Below are 19,451 nucleotides of genomic sequence, written 5' to 3'. Positions count from 1 at the left end.
CTGCACTGAACGCAATACGTTCAGACGCCACGAGCGTGGAATCAAAGGCAACACTGTCTCCACTCCCAACGCACACCGCGCCGGGTTGCTGATTAGCGTTCCTCACCCTACTCCTGGAAGCCTTGATCATGAAAACCTTAAGCATCGAGAACTACAAGACCAACAACGCACAACACCCTTCCACGCTGGGTATCAAAACCATGGCGCTCGGCACTTACGGTGCCTACTTTGCACTGGCCGTCATTTACTTCTGGTTCGGCGGGATGAAGTTCACGCACTACGAAGCTGCCGGGCTGGTGCCGCTGGTGAGCAACAGCCCTTTCCTGGGTTGGGTTTATGACATTTTCAGTGTCGATACCTTCTCCAGTTTGCTCGGGGTTCTGGAGGTGTCGATCGGTATCCTGATTGCAGGTCGCTTGCTGTCACCCAAGCTTTCATTGATCGGCGGTGTGCTGTCTGCCGGACTGTTCTTCACGACCTTGAGCTTCATGATCTCGACCCCCGGCGTGATTGAACCCGGCCTCGGTTTTCCAGCCATCACGGTTGCGCCGGGCCAGTTTCTGCTCAAGGACATCGGATTGCTCGCTGCTTCGATATTTGTCGCCGGCCATTCCCTGACTGAGCTGCAAAGCCGTTAAACCGATGATCGACCTCTCGCGATGGCCTGAAGCAGTTCGATGCTTTCAGGCCATTGCCCCGTCATCTTCTCCTGCCAGAACTTTCATCCAGTCCCGAGGGCTGTAGCCCGTCTTGCGTCGAAACGCGCGTGCCAGTGCCGAAGGGCTCTCATAGCCGACCTCGGCGGCGATCAGCGTTATCGACCGCCCTTCACGCAGACGCTTCTGCGCCAGGCTGATGCGCCAACTCAACAGATAATCCGCCGGCGTCTGCCCGATAACGGCGCGAAAATGCACGGCGTAGGCAGCGCGAGACATGTTCGACTCGCTCGCCAGTTCCGCAATCGACCAGGCTCGATGAGGCGCGTTGTGGATCTGCACCAGAGAGCGCGCCAGCCGCGGATCGGCCAGCCCAGCCATAATCCCCGTACGCAACTGGTGATGGTCCAGCAGGTGCCGGAACAACAAAATGATCAACAATTCGAACAACCGATCCAGCGCGGCCTCCCTGCCACAATGTCCACCTGCCGCCTCGGCGAACATCCATTTCAGCGTTTCGGCCAGCATTGGCAGCTCATCCAGGGACAACACCAGACAATCGGGTAACGAAGCCGACAACGGGTTATCGACCCCTCCCTCAAACTCCATTGACGCACACAACAGTTGAGCGCCCTCGGACTCACCGGCAAACAGTTGATGCCGGCTGGGGCGTGGCATAAAAATCAGGCTGGGCCGGGTCAGCAGCAAGTCCTTGCGATCGGGTCCCAGCAAGTTGACGCTACCAGCCTGCAGCAGATGGATATAACCACGTCCCTCAGCGCCGTTGTAGGACGCCAGCCCGCAAAGTCTGCCGTTGTAAAACAGGTTTGCGCGCACGCCGAACTGCGACAACAAGGTAGACAAGCGATCCATGGGCAATCTCTTGGCGAGATATAGACGCTCAGATCATAACACCGCCGGTTTGCGCTTCGACGGGGCTCAAATGCTGTACCAATTGATTGGCCATGATCGGTCCGTCCTCAGGCACCGGCCCTTCTCATGCCGATTGTCTGCGCCAGGTGCCGGGTGATGTGCCGAACTGGCGTTTGAATGCGCGACTGAACGCAGCTTCGGATTCGTAGCCCACTGCAAAGCCGATTTGCGCCACATTACCGCGACCTTCGCGCAGGTGTTGAGCCGCCACGTGCATACGCCACAGCGTCAGGTATTGCATCGGTGGCTGCCCGACCAATGCCGTGAATCGCTCCGCGAATACCGAGCGCGACATGCCCACTTCAAGCGCCAGGGCTTCTGCCGTCCAGCCTTCGGTTGGACGGGCATGGAGCAGCGCCAGTGCGCGCCCGATATGCGGATCGCGCAGCCCCGCCAGCCACCCGCGCCGTTCAGGGGGGAGGTTCGCGACATACTGGCTGACGGCTTCGACGAACAGCAGTTCGGAGAGCTTGGCGATGACCGTTGCCGAGCCGACGCGCCCCGCCGCGATCTCACTGACGGCGAAACGGAAAGAGCTTTCAATCCAGGCGCCCGAAGCCGTCGCGCGCACATCCAGCTTCAACAAGGATGGCAGCGACGAAAGCAACGGGCTGAACGGTGTTTCAGAACCGAGGAACCCGCACAGCAGCTGTGTAGCCTCGCCGCCCCCACCGCACTTGATTCGTGATATGCCGCCGACTTCCGGCGGCTGAATGACTTCGCGTGCCGACATGGGCGCAACGCCCAGATCACTGCCAAAGGTATGAACGTCGTTGCGAGGAAGCAGAATGAGTTCGCCTGCCCGCACGTCGAGGGTGGCACCATCGTCGACACGCAATTGCATGTGCCCCGCCGCGACAAAATGCGAGGCGATGACATGTCGAGGGGCGGCCAGGAACGGTTTGCAATCGTCGGCCGAGATTCTTCCGCTCAGACACCAGGGCGCAGTGAACTCCGCCTCGAGGAAGACCCCTCCAGACAGCCGGATCACCCGCAATACATCAGATAGCGCATCCAGCAATTGCCAGCCCTCCTTTCCGGAGTCCCGAGCATGTAATCAGGCGCACTGGTCATTCGCCGCCTGAACGGCGAGGCCTAGATTAGCACCAACGCGGACTCAGTGATCGAGACGATCCCCAGACGCTTCACCGACTGTCATTGACTCCCGCGCTAACCGTAATTGGCCCATTCTAACTCGACCACGCAAGCCGGAGATCAGTATGAACATCGCCGCTACCCTGCCCCGCCCGGACTCGCGCAACGCCGCCCGTTATGCGCAACTTGTCAGATCCTCGAAGAAAGCGGAATGGCAGATCGATCGCGACTTGCTGCAGGAGCGCAGCTTCGACTTCTCGCGCAAATTCTTGCCCGACGGCCTATCGCATATCGACCGCCTGACCTTCCTCGGCGCAGACGAGGCACGCCTGCTCAGCCAGATTCAGGGTCGAACCTATGCGTACATTTTTGGCCTGGTCGAGCGCTTTATCAGTGCCAAGATGCTCGACCAGGGTCGGGCCCATGTATTTGACGATCAACTCGCACTCGAAGCGCTGGTGCGTTTTTCCAACGACGAGATCAAGCATCAGGAACTGTTCCGGCGCATCGAGACGATGATGGGCACTCGATTGCCGGCGGGATACCGTCAGGTTGCCGATCCGAACGATGTGGCCCGCGCGGTTCTGGCGGCCAGCACCTGGGCAGTACTGGCGCTGACCTGTCATATCGAGCTGTTCGTTCAGACGCACTACGTGCAGAGCATCGCCCCGCGCGAGGAGTTGTGCCCACTGTTCAAGGACGTCTTCAAGTTTCACTGGAAGGATGAAAGCCGGCACGTCGTCCTCGATGAACTGGAGTGGGAGGCGGAGCACGCGAAACTCACGCCAGGCGAGCGTGACCAGGCCGTGAACGATCTGATTGCGCTGGTGGCGGCCGTCGACGCCATCCTGCAGGCACAATCGGCAGCCGATGCCGACTACTTCATGGGAAATGCTTCACGATCGTTCCGTGCCGATGAGACCTTGCAAATCAAGGCCTGCGTGCTGAGCGCCTACCGCTGGCAATACATTGTCTCGGGCGTGCAGCATCCACACTTTGGCCGGCTGCTTGCGCGCATGACAACCCCGTCACAGATGTCCAGGGTCCAGACCGCACTGGCACCGATCATGGGCCAGTGATCGACAGGGGGCGACCGACCGCGTGTCGGTCGCGCGACAGTGGTGCTGAAACTGATTGATTGAGGAGGGCCGCCATGACGATTCCGATGTGGATGCTGCTTGGCTTTGCGACCTGGACCTTACTGTTGTTGATGGCAACCGTCGGGGTCTATCGCTGGGTCAGAATCCTGTTCTCGAATGTGCCGATCGCTTCTTTCCGAAGCGATCAGCTCGAAGGCGAGGATTGGTACCGGCGCGGGACAAGAGCACACGCCAACTGCGTGGAAAATCTGCCGGTCTTTGGCGTCATCGTGTTCGTGATTTCAGCCCTTGGTGTCGACGGCCCTGCGGTGAGCTACTTGTCCATGATCGTCCTGATCGCTCGTGTGTGTCAGTCTCTGGTCCACGTATCCCATGTGCAGACCGACAGGTTCGTGGCGGTTCGGTTTACCTTCTTTTGCCTACAATTGATCTGTTTTCTCGCACTCATTGTCATCGCCGCTGGTTACGGCGCAGGAATACTCAAATAGCAGCGCCGACCTGCTGAACTCGATCAGCTCGCTCAGGGAACGTGCTGATCGCCGGTTACAGCCGCAGCGGGCGGCGATAGCCACCGGTTGGGTATGCCTCACGCCACCTGCATCAATTTCGCGTAAGCCTGCAAATGGTGATCGTCATCGCCAAACTGACGCGCCACCATCAGCAAATGCCTGGCGTGGTGCGACAGCATGTATTCCCAGGTCAGGCCGATACCGCCGTGCAACTGGATGCCCTGATCAGCGACAAAGCGGCTGGCGCGACTGACGATGAACTTGGCGGCGGCGAGGATGCGGCTGCGTTCGGCGCTGTCCGCCTGATCGGCCACGCAGGCCGCGAGCAGTGTCATGGACGTGGCCTGGTCCAGTTCGATGCGCATGTCCACCATACGGTGTTGCAGCACCTGGAACTTGCCGATGGGCTGACCGAACTGCTGGCGGGTTTTCAGGTAGTCGAGGGTCAACGCGCACGCCGCTTCCATGCTGCCGACGGCCTCGGCGCATTGCGCGGCGATGCAACGGCCTTGCTGATAACGCAGCGCCGGCAAGGCCTGCCCCACTGCGCCAAGTACCGCACTACTTTTGACGAACACATCTTCCAGGTACAGCTCACAGGCCATCCGCCCATCCTGGGTGGCGAAGTCGCGTCGACCGACGCCGCGGTCTTGCGGGTCGACCAGAAACAGCGTGATGCCCTTCTCGTCCCGAGACCCGTGGCTGGTGCGCGCCGACAGCAGAATCAGCCCTGCGCTCTGACCGCCGATGATCACCGACTTGCGGCCATTGAGCTTCCAGCCGCCGCTGACCGCCTCGGCGGTCGTCTGAACATCGTGCAACTGGTAGTGACTCTGCGGCTCATCGAGGGCGACGGCCAGTTGCAGGCTGGCGCTGCCGACCTGCGGCAACAGCGTGTCTTTCTGGGCGGCGGTGCCCAACTGGTCGACCAGGCCACCGGCGAAAATCACCGAATGCAGGAAAGGTTCCAGGCACAGACCGCGGCCCAGCTCGGTCATGATCAGCATGTTCTCCACACCGCTGCCACCATAGCCGCCATAGGCTTCGGCAAAGGGCACGGCGCAGAGGCCGAGGTCGCCCAGTTGTTGCATGAACGGGCCGCTGAAGCCGTGTCTGCTCTGGCGGTATTGCTCGCGACGCTCAAAACCATACACGTCACGCACCAGACGCGCGGCGGTTTCCTGCAGCATCGTTTGCTCTTCTGTCAGTTTGAAATCCATGATCGGGGCGCCTTACAGTTCGAGGATCATTTTCGCGATGATGTTCTTCTGGATTTCGTTGGCGCCGCCATAAATCGAGGCCTTGCGCGCATCCAGATACTGGTAGGTGGCCGCGCTGCTGTAGTCGGTGTACAGCAAGGGTTCGCTGCCGTAACCCAGCTCATCCTCAATGAACGGCAACGCGTACGGCCCCACGGCCTTGCTGATCAGGTAGGTAATCGCCTGCCGGATCTCGGTGCCCTTGATCTTCAGGAACGAGCTTTCGGCGCCGGGGACTTCGCCGTTTTGTGTAGCCGCCAGGGTTCGCAGGCTGCTCATTTCGGCCGCCATCAACTGCATCTCGACTTCAGCGATCTGCGTGCGGAACAACGGGTCGTCGATCAGTGGCCGGCCATCGCGGACTTCCTGGCTGGCAATGCGCTTGAGCCGGGTGAGCAATGCCTTGTTCTGCGCGATCCCGCCGATGCTGGTGCGCTCGTGGGTCAACAGGTACTTGGCGCAGGTCCAGCCCTCATTCTCCTGCCCGACCCGATTCGCCACCGGCACCCGCACGTTGTCGAAGAACACTTCGTTGACTTCATGCTCGCCATCCAGGGTGATGATCGGCCGCACGGTAATGCCGGGCGTTTTCATGTCGATCAGCAGGAACGAAATGCCCCGTTGCTGACGCGCCTCGGGGTCGGTGCGCACCAGGCAGAACATCCAGTCGGCGAAATGCGCCAGCGTGGTCCAGGTTTTCTGGCCGTTGACCACGTAGTCATCGCCCTCGCGCACCGCACGGGTTTTCAATGACGAAAGATCAGAACCGGCACCCGGTTCGGAGTAGCCCTGGCACCACCAGTCCTCACAGGAAAGAATCCGCGGCAGGAAGTGTGCTTTCTGCTCGGCGGTGCCGAACTTGATGATCACCGGGGCAACCATTTTCAAACCGAAGGAGGATACTTTCGGCGCCCCGGCCGCGAAGCATTCCTCGTCAAAAATATGTTTTTGCACATCACTCCAACCGGTACCGCCGAACTCGACCGGCCAGCCCGGAGCCAACCAGCCTTGCCGGTTGAGCGTGCGCATCCATTGCACCAGATGCGCTTTGCTCAGGCGCTTGCCCAGGGCAATCCGCTCGGCGAATTCAACGGGTAGGTGATCACGAAGAAACGCGCGCACGTCCTCGCGAAACGCGCGCTCGTGCGCAGTGAAATCAATGTCCATCCATCCACTCCAAAAGCATTGGGGCTTACCCACAACCCCTGTAGGAGCGAGCTTGCTCGCGATGGTCGCCAACGATAACGCTGGCTTCCTGACTCCCCGCGGCGTTCTCGGGTTTTTTGCGAGCAAGCTCGCTCCTACAAGGAAATGACGGGGCTTATCAATCGAAAACAATCACCGAACGCGCCAGTTCACCGCGACGCAGCTCATCGAACGCCTCGTTGATCTGGTCCAGACGAATGCGCTGGGAAATCATTTCATCGAGCTTGAGCTTGCCGGCCATGTAGAAGTCGACCAGGCGCGGCATGTCGACCGGGAAGCGGTTGGAACCCATCAACGAACCCTGGATACGGCGTTCGTGCAGCAGTTGCAGCGGGTCCAGTTCGATTTTCAGGCCGGGCTTGAGCATGCCGATCACAGTGGCGGTACCGCCGCGCGCCAACATGGCAAAGGCTTGCTCGGCGGTCTGCTTGAGGCCGATGCATTCGAAGGCGTGGTGCACACCGCCACGGGTCAGCTCCATCACTTGCTTGGCGGCATCGCCGTCCCGGCCGTTGATCAGGTCGGTGGCGCCGAACTGTTTGGCCAGTTCCAGCTTCGAGTCGAGCATGTCGATGGCGATGATCCGCCCTGCTCCGGCCAGTGCCGCGCCGTTGATGGCCGCCAGACCGATGCCACCGCAACCGATCACGGCCACGGTTTCGCCCGGGCGCACTTTGGCGGTGTTGAATACCGCGCCGGTACCCGTCGTTACGGCACAACCGAGCAGCGCCGCACGGTCCAGCGGCATGTCGCGGCGGATCGCCACACAGGCGTTTTCGTGCACCAGCATCTGCTCGGCAAACCCGGACAGGTTGACGAATTGCGGCATCGGTTTGTGCACGTAGGTCAGGCGTGGTTCTTCATCCTTGTCGCGCTTTGTTTCCGGGGAAACGCAACGCGCCAGATGGCCGGTCACGCAGTGTTCGCAATGGCCGCAGAACACCGTCAGACAGGTGACCACATGATCGCCCGGCTTGACCGAGCGCACTTCGGAACCGACCTGTTCGACCACACCGGCAGCTTCATGGCCCAACACCATCGGGCCGGGATACGGAAACGAGCCGTCAATGACGTGCAGGTCCGAGTGGCACACCCCCACGGCTTTGGTGCGGATCAACACTTCACGCGGACCTGGTTTGCTGATGCCCACTTCTTCAATGACCAGCGGGGCTCCAACCTGATGGAATACGGCAGCTTTCATGACAGTTCTCTCGACAATGATGTGGGGTTCAGGCCGGGTTGGCCGCTGTACGCAAAACGGCTTTGGCATGGCTGAAGGTGCGGAAACCGTCGATGCCGTGATAGGCCCCCATGCCGCTCTGGCCGACGCCGCCGAATGGCAGGCCTTCGGTGCTGGCATGGCTCATCACGCCATTGAGGGTCACGCCGCCGGAGCAGGTACGGCTGAGCACCAGGGCTTCTTCGGCGGCATCGTTGCCGAAGTAGTACAAGGCCAGCGGACGCGGCCGCGCATTGATCTGGGCGATGACTTCGCTGAGGGTTTCGTAGGGTTTGATCGGCAGCAGCGGACCGAAGATTTCGTCCTGCATCACCTGCAGGTCGTCGCCGGGGTTGCGCAGCAGCGTCGGTACGATCTTGTTCAGCGGCGACTGGCTGAAGTCTTCAGCGCCGGCATTCAGTTCGATCAGCTCGACACCGGCGGCGCGGGCCTCGCTCAGGTAACCCTGCAAGCGCTCGAAATGACGGGCGTTGATGATGGAGGTGTAGTCGGGGTTGTCCTTGAGCGTCGGGAAGAACTTCGCCACCACGGCCTTGGCCACGCCGATGAAAGCGTCTACCGACTCTTGCGGGACAAACACGTAGTCCGGAGCCACGCACAATTGACCGGCATTGAGCAGCTTGCCGATCACGACCTTGGCCACCGCCTCGTTGAAGTTTGCCGAACGCGAGATGATCGTTGGCGACTTGCCGCCCAGCTCCAGGGTCACCGGCACCAGGTTCTCCGCCGCTGCCCGCAGCACATGCTTGCCGATGCTGGTGGCACCGGTGAACAGCAAATGGTCGAACGGCTGGCCGCAGAACGCCTGCCCGACGTCGGCACCGCCCAGGACCACCGCCACTTCGTCTTCGGCGTAGACCGAACGGATCAGCCGCGCGATCAGCGCCGACGTATGCGGGGTGAATTCCGACGGTTTGATCATCACCCGGTTACCCGCCGCCAATGCGCCGGCCAGCCCGCTGAACACCATGTAGCCAGGTACGTTCCAGGCCGTGACGATGCCCACGACACCCAGCGGCTGGTATTGCACCCAGGCTTCGCCGGCGCGGGCCCGACGTTGTTCCGGGCGCATCCATTCGGCCAGTTCGGCTTTGGTCTGCTGCAATGTCGCCAGTGGCGACAGCACTTCACTGCCCTTGGAGAAACCCGGGCTGCGATGACCGAAATCGGCGGTCAGGGCCTCGATGATGTCCTGTTCGTGATTGACCAGCAAACTGATGGCCCGGTCGAGCAACTCACAGCGCTCTTCAAGGGAATAAGGTTCGCGGTCCTGGAAGGCCGCGCGTTGTTTTTCCAGGGTCGTGCGGATGTCACAGCTCGTCGAACTCTCGATGGCGCTCATCACTACCTCTCTTGTTTTTGTCAGGCCGCGGCCACGGCCGGGCGGCAATGCACTGGGTCTGGCTGCATGGTTGATCATCGCGGACGCCGCGCCGCCACCCGGATCAGGTGGGTGGTATCACGGCGATGGATTCAGGCGAGGATGCCCATGGCCTTGGCGCTGTTGATGGCCTGGGTGCGACGGCAGGCGCCGAGCTTGACGTTGATGTTCTTGGCGTGGGTTTTCACGGTGTTTTCCGAAATGAACAAGCGGCTGCCCACTTCGCGTACCGACATGCCCTCGGCCAGCAACTTGAGCACCGACACCTCGCGAGGGGTCAAGTCGTCCTGGTAATCCGGCACACCAGCACAGAGACGAGTGACAGAGGCCTGGCCGGTTTCAGTGGGCTGTTCACGGGCCAGAATGCGATTTTTCTGCCGGGCAATCGGTGCCTGGTAAAAAGCGCTGTCGATCTTGCCCCACTGCATGCGCCGCTCGGCCTCATGCAGCAGCAGATGAGCCTTTTGTGGGTCGTGGTTGCGCGAGGCAATCTCCGCGAGCAGCAGATAGGCATTGAGTACAAAGGGTGCGCAGCAATCGCGGACCTGTAGCAACCCCGCCTGGATCACCACTTCGGCTTCGCTGCAATGCCCTTGTTGCAGCAGCAACTCGCCGCGCAGGAACAGCAGCCGACCGAGCAACGGATTAGGCTGTGACGGGACCGGGGCCAGCCGATCCAGCTCAGTGCGCAGCAATGCCTGGGCAAAGCCCGATTGTCCCCTGAGCATCATCAGGCGGACCCGGTCGGCATTGACCAGCACTTCCGATTCATGACTGCCCTGGCGTCGCGCCAGCTCCAGCGACTGATCGAGCAAGGTTTGAGCTTGTGCGAGATCGCCTGTATCCATGGCAAGGCGTGCCAGGATGCAATGGCACAACAACACCGACAACCAGTCCTCGCCCCCTAGATAATCAAGGGCTGCACGGCAATGCAGGCGCGCCGGCCCGGTATGTCCCCGCAATGCCTGCAAGGTGCCAAACAACGCCTGCCAGTTCGCCAACAGGCGTTGATTGCGTACCGGGTCGGGCAACGGCAAAAAATGCCCCAGACGTGCTAGACACTCGGCGGCTTCGTCCAGCCGCCCACTGAACAGCAAAGCCTTGGCGCACAGATAGATCAGACGCGGGCTGCTGTGCAGCAACTGCGGCTCGATGCGCTCGCGCCAGTCCATCAGTTTGCTCAAGTGCCGCTCACTGAGGATCCAGCTCAGCCACAGGCGCTCCATGTAATTGGCGGCCACTTCAGGTTGATCGGCACACAGTGCCTGCTCCACCGCGTCGTCGACATGCCCGAGCACACTGAGCAGCTGACAGGCCCGCAAGCGCAGCCGGTTCAACGGCGCACCGCTCAATTGGCTTTGCAGGGCTTGCGCCACCGCGGGTAGCAGGCGGAACCAGCCGGGTTGTTGCTCGATCGGGAACACAAAGGCCTGGCATTGCAACAGACTGTTGAACACCCGGGACGCTTGCCGGCCTTCCCATAACTGTTCGCAGAAGTCCGCACTGACGCGAGACAAATGTGCCAGCCCGCCCATCACTTCGCGCTGCTCTTCACTCAAGCGCGACAGCAGTTCACGTTCCAGGTATTGGCCGAGCAATGGCGATGGCTGGGCATGATCCAGCGAAAGCGACAGGCGAACACCGGCGCACCACCCGCCTGTCTCATGCCAGAGTTTTCCCCTGGCCAGCGCATCGGTGTGTGGCGCAAGGGCGTCAATCAGCGATTCGAACTCATCGGGGCGCAGGGCCAGTTGCCGGGCACCAAACTCCAGCAACTGACCGGTCAGCATCAGACGCGGCAGATTCCAGTCCGGACGCTGGCGACAGGTGACCAGCACCTGCAGTTGCCGGTTGTTGAGGGCCAGGAGTTGGTCGAACCAGTGGTTCAGGTCGGCGGGCATATCCACGGGAAGATCGTCGAACACCAAGCGAATCGGGCTGGATTCGTTTGTTTTTTCTGCCGACAGGAATTCGTTGGCTGCACGGGCCTCTTTGCGGACAAGCCCGCTCCCACAGTTGACCGCGTTCCCCTGTGGGAGCGGGCTTGCTCGCGAAAGCGATAGGTCAGTCGCCGGATTACTGGAATCAAGAAACGCCAATACCCCATCCGGTGCAGTATCAACCGGCAACCCAAGCGCCCCCGCCAACGTTGCAATAAAGCGCTCCAGCGTCTGCCGCTGTCCGCCCAAAGCCATCCAGACCACCGCCCCCTGCGGCGCAATGCCTTGCAAGTACTGTTGCAACAAGGACGTCTTTCCATACCCGGCAGGCGCACAAAGCAGTTGCAAGCGGCACTGCTTGCCCTCAAGTGCATCGATCAGATGCGGCCGTGGCACAAACATGGCGGACCTCGCTGATGGGGAGTAGGCACCATCATTGAGCCCGCCGCCGGATAACGCGCCACCCGCATCAGGTGGTAGGCGCCGCACAACGCACAACGCCCTGCGAACAGGGCGTTGTCTCACGCGGGACAAAGGGTCAGCGAATGCCGTCGTTGCGCAGCGCAGCCGGGGTGAAGTCGGTCATCTTCGCGGTCATGCCGTACGTCGTCGCATGCCTGGACTGGTTGGTCATCGCCAGGACGTTGTAGCGACCGGCAATCAGGTCGTAGATACCGAGCATGGAAAAGTTCGACGAACCGCGCTCGTAATCGTTGACCGCATAACCTTCTGCCACTCGCCACAGCTGACCGCGGCCGTCGTAGTGATCGACCTCGGCCAGTTGCCAGGTGTCCTCGTCGAAGTACATGTCGCGCTTGGCGTAGACGTGGCGTTGACCGGGCTTGAGCGTGGCCTGCACATGCCACACGCGGTGCAACTCGTAACGGGTCAGGTCCTGGTTGATGTGCCCCGGCTTGATGATGTCGTCGTATTTGACCTTCGGCGACTGCAACTTGTAGTTGTTGTACGGGATGTACAGTTCCTGTTTGCCCACCAGTTTCCAGTCATAACGATCCGGCGCGCCGTTCATCATGTCGGTGTTGTCGGCGGTGCGCATGCCATCGGATCCGTTGCCCGGGCCGTCATACGCCACTTGCGGTGCACGGCGCACGCGGCGCTGACCGGCGTTGTAGACCCATGCCAGGCGCGGTTCCTTGACCTGGTCGATGGTCTCGTGGATCAGGATCACGCTGCCGGCCATGCGCGACGGCGCGGTGATTTCCTGTTTGTAGTAGTACAAAACGTTATCGGCCTGCCCGGCATCGACGCCTTCCATCAATTGCGGGAAGGCCAGTTTGTCTTCGTACTCGACGATGGAATAGGAACCGTTGGTTTGCGGTGCCGCCTGGGCCGCGATACGTTCCATGTTGCCGCCGCGATAGCGGTTGGTGTGGTTCCAGTACACCTCCACACCGCTCTTTGGAATCGGGAACGGGTAATAGCGGGTCTGGGTGAAGTTCACCAGGCCGTTGCCGTCGGGGGTCAGCTCGGTGGTCACCGCACTCTTTTTGGCGAGGTCATAGATGTTCTGTGGCGACGCGGCCGTGCGTTGGGTCTTGTACACGGGGATCTTGTAGCTGTCCGGATAGCGCTTGAACATCGCCAGTTGCCCCGGGGTCAGCTTGTCCTTGTACTGCTCGACGTTGGCTGCCGTGATCACGAACTGCGGCTTGTCACTGGCAAACGGATCGCCAAGAAAACCATTGTCGAGCGGCGCCGCACCGGGCTTGAGGCCACCGGTCCAGGCTGGAATGCTGCCGTTGGCATTGGCCTCTTTCTGCGCCCCCAACGGCGTCAGGGTGGTGCCCAGCTGAGCCGCTTCCTGCGGGGTGACAGCGGCCATGACCCCAGTGGCAAGCAACGACAGACTCAGTGCGCCGGCGCGCAGAATTAAACGTGCGTTCATGTTCAGTTTCCTCTGGCAGGGTTGCATCAGAAATTCACGCCGAAACTCAGCGCGGCGTAATCGCGGTCGACGTTGGTATTGAAATCGCCACCGAAGTAGTTGGTGTAACTGAGGCTGGCGGTGTAGGTGTTCTGGTAGTCGGCATCGACACCGAGGCTGACCGCCTTGGAACCTTCATCGAAATTCGGGCCGTAGCCCTGGACGTCGTGGGACCAGGCAAGGTTCGGCGACAGGTTGATACCGGCGATCGCGTTCGGGTAATCGAGCTTGCCGCGCAGGCGATAGCCCCAGCTGCTGCTGGTGTAGAAGCCATCGCTGTTGCACTCCTGCGCCGGGTTGCTGGCGTTGGGCTGGCCCGCTGCGCTGCCACGGCAAGTGGCGGCACCCGCAGCACCCGGCAGTTCGCCGGAACCGAAGGCCGGGCTGCGACCGAAGCGCAGGTCCGTACCGTCCGCCTTGCCCAGGCCGTTGATCTTGTTGTAACCCACCTCGCCCACCAGGGTCAGGCGACTGGCACCGAACACCTGATCGAAGAACTGCGTGGCGGTCACCTGCGCCTGGGTCACCGGCATGCGTTTGTAGCCATTGACCTCGCCACCCAGGGTGCGCCCGGCGAAACCGGTGGTGATCAGGGGCGATGTGGCGCCGAAGGTCGCCGCGGACAACAGGTCGGCGGTGTTCAGTTGCAGCGGCATGTTCGGCCGGTAGCTGAGCTCCCCCCCCAGCGAAACGCCCGCGACGTTGGTCTGGAAGCTCAAGCCATACAGGCGAATGTCTTCCGGATAATCGATGAAGTAGCGGGCACTGCGCGCCGAAGCCACGCCCCCGGCCGGGTTGCTCATCTGGTTGATGCTCAGGTACGGGTTGCGGCTGTGATAGTTCATCGCATAGGCGCCGAACTCGGTGTCGTTCGCTTCCGGCACGTACCAGCGCAGGGCCAGGCCATACTGGCCGCTGTCGCGTGCATCGTTGTCGTTGAGGCGCGGGATAAAGGCGTCATCGGTGCCTGCGGCAATGGCCGCCAAACCACCGGTGTTCTTCGCCACGCCCGGTGGCAGGTCGAGACCGGCGATCACCAGGCGGTCGTCACAGCCTTGCGGTACACCGTCATTGCCAAAGAAGGTGCCGCAGTTGTCCACCACCGACTTGTCCCATTGCAGCTGGTAAAACGCTTCGGCGGTGATGTTGTCGGCCAGGCCCTGGGACACATAGAGCAGGTTGACCGGAATCAGACCTTCCTTGACTTCTGCACCGGGACGACGCAAGGCGGCGACGTCGATCGGGTTGATGCTGTTGATCGAGTTGCCGATGAAGGTACTCTCGCCCCAGCTCACCACTTGCTTGCCCAGGCGCACGTTGCCGACCTGATCGCCAATCGAGTAGTTGTGGTAGACGAAGCTGTCGAGGAACATCGCGCCGGAGGACTTGGCCGCGCGATCACGCCCCGAGTCGTTGATGTCATAGAACGGGCGGCTCTCATCCATCAGCTCGAAGTCATACCAGTACTTACCGCGCACGAAGGCACCGCTGTCACCGTACTTCAGCTCCAGGTCATGCACGCCTTTAAAGATCTTCGAGAAGGTTTCACCCTTCTTGAAATTCAGGCGGTTGTCGTCGGTGGTCCGGGAGGCGGACTCGCCACCTTTTACGCCCTGGGAGTTGAAGTTGGAGATGAATTGCTTGTCTGGATCAGCCGTCGACCAGCTTGCCCCAATCGACAGCGACGAATCGAAATTGCCCTGAATTTCCCCGATGTTGAAATCAACAGCGTGAGCCTGATTGCTCGCACAAGAGGCAACCATCACAGCGACGGCCAGCAGACTCGGCTGGAAGACTCCGCGCATTGTTTTTGTTGTCATGCGGTTTCTCCGGTTAAGGATTTAGTGTTGGAGCACCCATGCTAGTGGGGCTCCGGTCCGTCCCTCACACCCGAACGGGTGATTTGAGGGGGTGTTGGTCGCGAGGTTTCGCGCGGTGTAACAGCCCGGTGCAAGCCGGGCGTTACGCTCGGTGACATTCACCCGGTGAAGCTCGGTACGCGCTTGTCAATAAAGGCCGCCACGGCTTCGCGGTGGTCGGCGGTCTGGTGCGACAGCACCTGGAACGTCGCGGACATTTCCAGCAGCGTGTCGAGTCGGGTGTGCAAGGCTTCGCGCAGCAAACGCTTGGCCAGACGCACGGCGTGAGGCGGGTTGGCAGCAATCGACGCGGCGATTTCCCGTGCCGTGTCCAGCAACTGTTCGGCGGGAACAACGCGGGACACCAGGTTCCATTGCTCGGCCTGGCGAGCGTCGATCATTTGCCCGGTCAGGGTCAGTTCGGTGGCGCGGGACAAACCGATGATCCGTGGCAACAGCCAGGCGCCGCCGTCCCCCGGAATGATCCCCAACTTGACGAAGCTCTCGGCAAACTTCGCCTGTTCGGACGCCACGCGGATGTCGCACATGCACGCTAGATCCAGCCCCGCGCCGATGGCCGCGCCATTGACCGCGGCGATCACCGGGACTTCCAGATTGAACAGCGCCAGGGGCAGGCGCTGAATGCCGGTGCGATATTCCTGACGCAATTGCATGCCCGACATTTGCGCATAGCGGTCCATGTCGCGCACGTTGCCGCCGGAGCAAAACGCAGTGCCGGCGCCGGTGATGATCACTGCACGCACGCTGCTGTCGCGCTCAATGCGCTCGATGGCTTCGAGAAATTCCTGCACGGCACTGTTGCCGGTCAGTGGATTGCGTCGCTCGGGGTCATTCATCGTCAGGGTGACGACATGACCATCCTGTTCGTATTTCAAAAACGGGTTCATGGCTGATTCTCAAGCAGTGGGAAACGGGGTGACGTGACGCACGAATTCGCAGGCCGTGACGTTCGGCTGCGTCAGCAACGCCTGGCCGACAATCCCGTTCCAGTACGTTTCCGAACCTTCGCTGATGCGCCACTCGTGCAGGCGCCGGGTGAACAGTTGCAGGTCCAGTTCTTCGGTCACGCCGATGGCGCCGAACAATGCATGGCCGATGGCCGTGACTTGAGGCACCGCCATGCTGGTCCGCGCCTTGGCAATGGCCGTCGCCATCAACGGCGGCACCTGCAAATCGCCGGCAAACGCCAGTTCAGCGGCGATGCGCGAAGCGGCAACCTGCTCCGCCATCACACTGAGCTGGTGTTGCACCGCCTGGAACTTGCCGATGGCCTTGCCGAACTGCACGCGGTCGTTGCAGTACGCCAGCGTCATGGCGAGTGCCTGCTCCATGGCCCCGGCTATGGCGGCGGCGTGGATGGCGGCGTTGAACACCCGTACTTCCTCGCCGTTATTGCCGATGGCACTGCCGACTGAGTCCTGCGACCAGTACAAGGTGGCGCATTGACTGCCGTGAACGCCCGTGGGCTGACGGCGGGCCAGGCTGCAATCGAGCAGCAACAGCTCGCCTTCCAGATTGACCAGCGCAAAATCGGCCATCAAGCCAAACGCCACCCGTGGCACGCACAACAGGCCATCGGGCTGGCGATGGGCTGTACCGGCCAGGGTCAACATGCCGCTCGGCGGCGCGCTCGGGCAGTCACGCATCAACGCGCGAGCGGCAATGCTTTGCGCCGCCGGGACCGGCAGCGCGCAGCGACCGAAGGCGACAAAAATCGGCAGCAGTGCATTGAGCCCAAGGCCCGCTCCACCGGCGACTTCCGGCGTCAGCAATTCGAGAAAACCGCTGTCTTCCAGGGCGCTCCACAACGTCGTTGCGCTGTCTGCGCTTTCCACAGCACGGACCCGCGCCGGCGTGCACAAGTCGCTGAGGATCTTTTCAATGGCTTCAGTGAACATGAAGTATTTCCTGTTGGAGGTGCATCAACGCAGGCCAAGGCCGCGGGCGATCATGCCGCGCAGGATTTCCCGGGTGCCGCCGCGCAACGAGAAGGTCGGCGCGACCTGGTTCAGGTAGGCGACCGTGCTGTAGAGCGCCTCATCGACCGGTACATCCGGATCGGCGCTGATCGCCGCGGCAATCGCTGCCGGGATCGCCTGCTCGAATTCGGTGCCGATATCCTTGACCAGTGCGGCTTCCACCACCGGGCTTTCACCCCGTGCGAGCAACGCGGTCAGTGCCAGCGACAGGTTGCGCAGGCAGGTGAGCTGGCTGAGAAAACTACCGAGCAACGCAGTCTCCTGGGCCGTCGCGCCCGTGCGCCGCAATGTCTCGGCCCACAGGTCGAGCAACACGATGCTGGAGTAGAAACGCTCCGGCCCGCTGCGCTCGAACGCCAGTTCGGCGTTGACCTGTTTCCAGCCACTGCCCTCCTCGCCCACCAAGGCGTCTTCGCCGAGCAAGACGTCGTCGAAGGCCACTTCAGAGAAATGCGCGTCACCGGCCAGGTCAACGATGGGACGCACGCTGATGCCTGGCTGCTTGAGGTCGATGATGAATTGCGACAGCCCGTTTTGACGGTCCTCGGGCGCACCACTGGTGCGCACCAGGGCGATCATGTAGTCGGCGTGATGGGCGTTGGTGGTCCAGATCTTGCGCCCGCTCAGGCGCCAACCTTCCGGGCAACGGGTGGCACGGCTGCGCACGCTGGCCAGGTCCGAACCCGAGTTCGGTTCGCTCATGCCGATGCAGAAAAACGCCTGGCCGGCGCAGATGCGCGGCAGGAAAAAATCCTTCTGTGCATCGCTGCCGAACTTCAGGATCAACGGTCCGCTCTGGCGGTCGGCGATCCAGTGTGCCGCGACCGGAGCACCGGCAGACAGCAGTTCCTCCACCAGCACGAAACGACTGAACGCATCCAGCCCGGCACCGCCATAAGCAGCTGGCAAGGTCAGGCCGACCCAGCCGCGCTGCGCCAGTTGCCGACTGAAACCTGCATCGAAGCCGGTCCAGCTGCGCGCTCGTACATCCGCCGAAGCCCTTGGCAGATGCTCGGCCAGAAAAGTTTTGACCTCGGCACGAAAGGCTTCTGCGTGTGGCGGCAGCACGGTCAGGCGAAAGGCGTCGAGCAAGCTGCTCACTGGGCACCTCCACTGACTTTGCCGTACAGCGTCACCACGCATGCGCCGCCCAGCCCGAGGTTATGGGCCATGGCCAGGCGCGCACCATCGACCTGACGCTGCTCGGCGTTGCCGCGCAGTTGCTGGGTCAGCTCGTAGCACTGCGCCAAACCCGTCGCGCCCAATGGATGCCCCTTGGAAAGCAGACCGCCGGACGGATTGATCACGATCTGCCCGCCGTAGGTGTTATCGCCGTCCATGACGAACTTCTCGGCCCCGCCCTCGGGGCAGAATCCCAGCGACTCGTAGCAGATCACTTCGTTCTGGGCGAAGCAGTCGTGCAGTTCGCAGACGTCGATGTCCTGTGGACCGACGCCAGCCTTCTCGTACACCTGGCCCACGGCGGCGTGGGTCATGTGGGTGCCGACCCAATCGAGCATCGACGGTTTTTCGAAGTTGAAGGATTCAGGGGTATCGGTGGTCATGGCCTGGGCGACGATTTCCACGTCGCGGCGCAGGCCATGTTTTTTCGCAAAACGCTCGGACACCAGGATCGCCGCCGCGCCGCCACAGGTCGGCGGGCAGGCCATCAGTCGGGTCATCACGCCTGGCAGAATCACCGGGTCGTTCATCACGTCTTCGACGCTGAGCACCTTGCGAAACAATGCAAGCGGGTTGTTGGCGGCATGACGGCTGGCCTTGGCGCGCACAGCGGCGAAGGTTTCCATTTTCATACCGTATTTCTGTATGTACTCGCGCCCGGCACCACCGAAGGTACGGATGGCCTGAGCCATGCCATCCATATCGGCGGTGAGACCACGCAGGATCGGCAGGAAACGTTCACGGGTCGGCGGGCGGTCGTCCCAATGGGACTTCAACGCACCGGCCTGCATCTGTTCGAAACCCACCGCCAGTACGCAATCGGCCGAGCCGGATTCGATGGCCTTGCGCGCCAGGTACAACGCGGTTGAGCCGGTGGAGCAGTTGTTGTTGACGTTGACCACCGGGATCCCGGTCATGCCGACTTCGTAGAGCACGGTCTGGCCGCAAGTAGAATCGCCGTAGACGTAACCGGCGTAAGCCTCCTGGACCAGGTTGTAATCGATCGCCGCATCGGCCAGGGCGCGACGCACCGCTTCGGCACCCATCTGCACATAGGTCGGGCTGTCGCTGGGCTTGCGGAACGGGATCATGCCGACGCCGGCAACCAGTACTTTTTCGCTCATGGTGTCACCTGAAAAAATGCGG

General features: G+C 61.5%; 16 protein-coding genes. 3 read left to right on the top strand and 13 right to left on the bottom strand.

The window, feature by feature from the left end; translation table 11 throughout:
* The first annotated feature begins 128 nt into the window (after positions 1–128).
* Positions 129–638, top strand: coding sequence for a YkgB family protein (locus KSS91_RS11405; RefSeq protein WP_217837982.1), 510 nt, complete (start codon positions 129–131; stop codon positions 636–638).
* A gap of 45 nt (positions 639–683) precedes the next feature.
* On the opposite strand, the gene KSS91_RS11400 is transcribed toward KSS91_RS11405, so the two are convergent.
* Positions 684–1,529, bottom strand: coding sequence for a helix-turn-helix transcriptional regulator (locus KSS91_RS11400; protein ID WP_217837981.1), 846 nt, complete (start codon positions 1,527–1,529; stop codon positions 684–686).
* Positions 1,530–1,653: 124 nt separating this feature from the next.
* Complete coding sequence (locus KSS91_RS11395) at positions 1,654–2,610, bottom strand: AraC family transcriptional regulator (protein WP_217837980.1); 957 nt, start codon at positions 2,608–2,610, stop codon at positions 1,654–1,656.
* A 199-nt stretch (positions 2,611–2,809) separates the two neighbouring features.
* Between KSS91_RS11395 and KSS91_RS11390 the strand changes: the two genes are divergently transcribed.
* Together KSS91_RS11390 and KSS91_RS11385 are read left to right on the top strand one after the other, a co-directional pair.
* On the top strand, positions 2,810–3,763 hold the full coding sequence (locus KSS91_RS11390) for a diiron oxygenase (RefSeq protein WP_217837979.1): 954 nt from the start codon (positions 2,810–2,812) through the stop codon (positions 3,761–3,763).
* 74 nt (positions 3,764–3,837) lie between these two features.
* Positions 3,838–4,272, top strand: coding sequence for an MAPEG family protein (locus tag KSS91_RS11385; protein ID WP_217837978.1), 435 nt, complete (start codon positions 3,838–3,840; stop codon positions 4,270–4,272).
* Between the two features lie 98 nt (positions 4,273–4,370).
* On the opposite strand, the gene KSS91_RS11380 is transcribed toward KSS91_RS11385, so the two are convergent.
* The 11 genes from KSS91_RS11380 to KSS91_RS11330 all read right to left on the bottom strand — a co-directional run bounded on the left by KSS91_RS11380 (position 4,371) and on the right by KSS91_RS11330 (position 19,429).
* Positions 4,371–5,513 carry an acyl-CoA dehydrogenase family protein gene (locus tag KSS91_RS11380; protein ID WP_217837977.1) on the bottom strand — a complete coding sequence of 381 codons (1,143 nt, stop codon included), beginning with the start codon at positions 5,511–5,513 and terminating at the stop codon, positions 4,371–4,373.
* Between the two features lie 12 nt (positions 5,514–5,525).
* Entirely contained in the window at positions 5,526–6,719 is a 1,194-nt protein-coding gene (locus KSS91_RS11375) for an acyl-CoA dehydrogenase family protein (RefSeq protein ID WP_217837976.1), read from the bottom strand.
* Between the two features lie 157 nt (positions 6,720–6,876).
* Positions 6,877–7,959, bottom strand: coding sequence for a Zn-dependent alcohol dehydrogenase (locus tag KSS91_RS11370; protein WP_015094637.1), 1,083 nt, complete (start codon positions 7,957–7,959; stop codon positions 6,877–6,879).
* 28 nt (positions 7,960–7,987) lie between these two features.
* Entirely contained in the window at positions 7,988–9,340 is a 1,353-nt protein-coding gene (locus tag KSS91_RS11365) for a coniferyl aldehyde dehydrogenase (RefSeq protein WP_217837975.1), read from the bottom strand.
* A 131-nt stretch (positions 9,341–9,471) separates the two neighbouring features.
* Complete coding sequence (locus KSS91_RS11360) at positions 9,472–11,280, bottom strand: LuxR C-terminal-related transcriptional regulator (RefSeq protein WP_225923759.1); 1,809 nt, start codon at positions 11,278–11,280, stop codon at positions 9,472–9,474.
* Positions 11,281–11,857: 577 nt separating this feature from the next.
* Positions 11,858–13,225, bottom strand: a complete 1,368-nt coding sequence (locus KSS91_RS11355; RefSeq protein ID WP_217837973.1) for a DUF1329 domain-containing protein — start codon at positions 13,223–13,225, stop codon at positions 11,858–11,860.
* Between the two features lie 26 nt (positions 13,226–13,251).
* Entirely contained in the window at positions 13,252–15,084 is a 1,833-nt protein-coding gene (locus KSS91_RS11350; protein WP_217837972.1) for a DUF1302 domain-containing protein, read from the bottom strand.
* A 158-nt stretch (positions 15,085–15,242) separates the two neighbouring features.
* Positions 15,243–16,031 (bottom strand): crotonase/enoyl-CoA hydratase family protein, encoded by a 789-nt coding sequence (locus KSS91_RS11345; protein WP_217837971.1) that lies wholly within the window; start codon positions 16,029–16,031, stop codon positions 15,243–15,245.
* A 9-nt stretch (positions 16,032–16,040) separates the two neighbouring features.
* Entirely contained in the window at positions 16,041–17,042 is a 1,002-nt protein-coding gene (locus tag KSS91_RS11340; protein WP_217837970.1) for an acyl-CoA dehydrogenase family protein, read from the bottom strand.
* A 24-nt stretch (positions 17,043–17,066) separates the two neighbouring features.
* On the bottom strand, positions 17,067–18,224 hold the full coding sequence (locus tag KSS91_RS11335) for an acyl-CoA dehydrogenase family protein (RefSeq protein WP_217837969.1): 1,158 nt from the start codon (positions 18,222–18,224) through the stop codon (positions 17,067–17,069).
* The gene (locus KSS91_RS11330) at positions 18,221–19,429 is read right to left on the bottom strand and encodes a lipid-transfer protein (protein WP_217837968.1); all 1,209 of its coding nucleotides are present in this window, start codon (positions 19,427–19,429) and stop codon (positions 18,221–18,223) included. The genes KSS91_RS11335 and KSS91_RS11330 overlap by 4 nt, the downstream gene beginning before the upstream one ends.
* Between the last annotated feature and the right edge of the window lie 22 nt (positions 19,430–19,451).

The organism is Pseudomonas azerbaijanorientalis, from assembly GCF_019139795.1.
Classification (GTDB): domain Bacteria; phylum Pseudomonadota; class Gammaproteobacteria; order Pseudomonadales; family Pseudomonadaceae; genus Aquipseudomonas; species Aquipseudomonas laurylsulfatiphila.
The sequence above is the reverse complement of the archived record's forward strand: the minus strand, read 5'-3'. Positions and strand labels throughout refer to the sequence as shown.